The sequence below is a fragment of the Ferruginibacter sp. genome, from assembly GCF_014377975.1.
Taxonomy (GTDB): Bacteria; Bacteroidota; Bacteroidia; order Chitinophagales; family Chitinophagaceae; genus Ferruginibacter.
The window spans coordinates 1-2,147 of record NZ_JACMOO010000042.1 but is presented as its reverse complement, the minus strand read 5'-3'; the positions used below and the strand labels follow the sequence as shown (position 1 = coordinate 2,147).

Genomic DNA, 2,147 nt, shown 5'->3' with positions numbered 1-2,147 from the left:
ATTATATTTTAGTGTGTTCTCATAGACCCGGCACTCATTGTAAAGTTTAAAGTGGTTGAGTGCTTTCCTGTTAATTAAAAGCAAAAGAGAAAGGCCGCTTTTATGAATGTTGCATGCGCCGAAAAAACAAATTGGCTATTTTTATAAAATGGATGCAGAAAGCTTTGTTACCAGTCTTGATACTGATACGCCCCCTAAAGATATTTCGGTATACCTGCTGGCATTATGGTATGATGCAAAAGAAGATTGGGACCAATCGCATACAACTATACAAGATGTGGATACAAAAAATGCAGCATGGATACATGCTTACCTGCACCGTAAAGAGGGTGACACTTTTAATGCAGATTATTGGTACAGAAGAGCGGGCAAAAAGCGACCCGATGTTACAATAAAAGAAGAATGGAATAACCTGGTCACTGCCATGATGGATTAATAAGCAATCGACTGTAAGTATTTTTATAATAAAAATTTTTCTGGTGATTTACCCTGACTCAACGTGGTTATTGTTACCAATTATTGTTTTTAATTGTTGCCCTTATTCAGCTCGTAAAGCTGTAAATTGTCTATAATATTATGCTTCACTCTTTGTAACATTTATGTCAAACCCGCATTTCAAAGATTTTATCAGGCAGTTGGCGAACCCGCTAAAGTTTAAAATATTTTTAATAACACAATTACCTTCTGCATGGTTTGCCGGTTTAAAAATTGAGAAACTTACCGAGCAACAAGCAGTAATTAGTGTAAGCTATAAGTGGTTTAATAAAAATCCGTTCCGGTCAATTTATGTGGCAGTGTTATCTATGCCATCGGAGGTTAGTACGGGTATACTTTGCATGGGTGCTTTATATAAGCGAAGCCCTGCAGTTAGTATGCTGGTGGTAAAAAACCAGGGTGCTTTTTATAAGAAGGCAGTGGGTAAAATTTTGTTCACCTGTATGGATGGTGATAAGATAAATGAAGCTGTAGAACAAGCTATCACCACTGGTGAAAGTGTTACAGTGGATTGCCGTACAGTTGGTACCAACCAGCAAAGTGAAGTGGTTGCTGAGTTTAGTTTTACCTGGAGTTTTAAGGTTAGAAATAAAGAGAAACATAAAGATGATTAATGTAAAATCACCAGGTTATTGGCTGTAGTGACGCCTGAATGATAGTTGAAAAATGACTTGCCGTACAAGTGTGCGACGCAAGGATGTTTGAAAAAGTTATATTGCCCGGTTTAAAATAAAAAATTCTTTTATATGCAAATTTCATTTCATGGTGCGGCACAAACAGTTACCGGTTCAAAACACTTAATAACCCTTAATAATGGCCGTAAAGTTTTACTTGACTGTGGCTTATTCCAGGGCATGGGTCAATTGACTGATGTTTTAAACCGCAGTTTCGGATTTGAGCCTGCATCCGTTAATTACCTGGTACTTTCTCATGCACATATCGATCATTCGGGCCTTATACCAAAACTGGTGAAGGAAGGCTTTACCGGAAAAATATTTGCTACTTCAGCCACCCGCGATCTGTGTGCAATTCTGCTGGAGGATAGTGCCGTCATTCAACGCGACGATACCAAGTACATCAATCGCAAAAGGATAAAACGAAACCTGCCATTGTTTGAGCCGATGTATACAGTGGAAAATGCATTACAATCATTAAAACAATTTGAAGTCAGACCCTATGATGAATGGTTTAAAATTGACGATGACGTAGAAGTATTATTTACTGAGGCGGGGCACATTATTGGAAGTGCCGCAGTAAGCCTGCGTATACAGGAAAATAATAAGACTACAGCGCTGACTTTTAGTGGCGATGTTGGAAGATTTAACGATGCTATTTTGCGTTCGCCAGCCCCTTTTCCGCAGGCAGATTATGTTGTGTGCGAGAGCACATACGGCAACAAATTACACGACGATGCACACCCTATTGCAGACTCGCTTTTTAATTGGATTGAGAAAACATGCATTGTAAAAAAGGGCAATTTAATTATGCCTGCTTTTAGTGTGGGCCGTACCCAGGAAATATTAATTGCATTGAACGAACTGGAAAATAATCATCGCTTACCGCTGGTAAATTATTATGTAGATAGTCCACTAAGCTTTGAAGCAACAGAGGTGGTAAGAAGTCATCCCGAAAATTTTAACCAGGCACTGCGT

Annotated in this window: 3 protein-coding genes; all 3 read left to right on the top strand. The window is 38.8% G+C overall.

The window, feature by feature from the left end:
• Positions 1-148: 148 nt before the first annotated feature.
• A complete protein-coding gene (locus tag H7254_RS02780) occupies positions 149-436 on the top strand; it encodes a hypothetical protein (protein WP_301931537.1) in 288 nt (95 codons plus the stop codon).
• Between the two features lie 163 nt (positions 437-599).
• A complete protein-coding gene (locus H7254_RS02775) occupies positions 600-1,109 on the top strand; it encodes a thioesterase (protein ID WP_301931536.1) in 510 nt (169 codons plus the stop codon).
• A 132-nt stretch (positions 1,110-1,241) separates the two neighbouring features.
• Positions 1,242-2,147: MBL fold metallo-hydrolase (locus tag H7254_RS02770; protein WP_301931535.1), on the top strand; the 906-nt coding region annotated here is incomplete at its 3' end.

Bases quoted from the DNA above. Each gene is read 5' to 3' on its own strand.
- H7254_RS02780 (WP_301931537.1), top strand. From the start codon at position 149: ATGGATGCAGAAAGCTTTGTTACCAGTCTTGATACTGATACGCCCCCT.
- H7254_RS02775 (WP_301931536.1), top strand. From the start codon at position 600: ATGTCAAACCCGCATTTCAAAGATTTTATCAGGCAGTTGGCGAACCCG.